The 1,030-nt window shown below is 77.2% G+C and carries 1 protein-coding gene; it reads right to left on the reverse strand.

Features of this window, described 5'->3' with window-relative positions:
* A partial coding sequence (locus tag B7767_RS38870) for a prolyl oligopeptidase family serine peptidase (protein WP_179167483.1) occupies positions 1-1,030 on the reverse strand: 1,030 nt, incomplete at both ends.

A 1,030-nucleotide genomic window follows, 5' to 3' on the forward strand; every position in this document is an offset into this window, starting at 1 on the left:
CCAGCCGCCGGCGCTGCCGCCGCGGACGGCGAGCCGGTCGCGGTCGGCGGTGCCCTCGTCGGCGAGGGCCAGCGCGACGGCGGCGCAGTCCTCGACGTCGACCACGCCCCACTGTCCGCGCAGCCGGTTGCGGTACTCCCGCCCGTATCCGGTGGAGCCGCCGTAGTTGACCTCGGCGACGCCGATGCCGCGCGAGGTGAAGTAGGCGATCTCCAGGTCGAGCACGAGCGGCGCCCGGCCGGTGGGGCCGCCGTGCGCCCGGATCACGTACGGGGGACGCTCGTCCGCGGGACCGGTGCACCCGGGGTGGTGCGGGGGGTACACCTGGGCGTGGATCTCCCGGCCGTCCGGTCCGGTGAACGTGCGGACCCGCGGCTCGGGGTAGTACGCCGGGTCCACCGCGTCCTCGTGGCGGGCGCCGATCACCCGGGCGTGGCCCGTGCGGGTGTCCAGCTCCACCACCTCGTGGGCGCTGCGCGGTCCGGCCCCGACGGCGACGACCCGCTCGCCGTGCGCCGCGAGGGTGGGCGTGAACTCGCTCCACGGGCCGGCGGCGTCGACGACCTCGCAGGTCTCGGGGTCGAGGATGCCGAGCACGGGCGCGCCCCGGCCGTGCAGGACGGCGATCAGGCCGCTGTCCAGCGGGGCGAACCAGCACAGGCCCAGCTTCCACAGCGGTCCGCCGAACTCCTCCTCGCGCGGGCAGACCGGCTCCCCGTCCCGGTAGAGGTTCCACCAGCCGGTGCGGTCGCTCGCGTACAGCAGCCGGCCGTCGGGGGTCCAGTCGGCCTGGGCGACGGACTCCTCGGGTCCGCCGGCCACCGTACGGGCGTCGCGCAGGGTGCCGTCGGCGGTGACGTCGGCGACGAGCAGTTCGGTGCCGTCCCACGGCATGCGCGGGTGGTCCCAGCCGAGCCAGGCGGCGCGCCGCCCGTCCGGCGCGAGACGCGGCCCGGTGACGAACCGGTGCCGGCCGTCGCTCAGTTCCCGCACGGCGCCGCGGTCACCGGCGGCCGAGCCGTCCAGCGGT

This window comes from Streptomyces sp. 13-12-16, from assembly GCF_002114215.1.
In the GTDB taxonomy this organism is placed as follows: Bacteria; Actinomycetota; Actinomycetes; order Streptomycetales; family Streptomycetaceae; genus Streptomyces.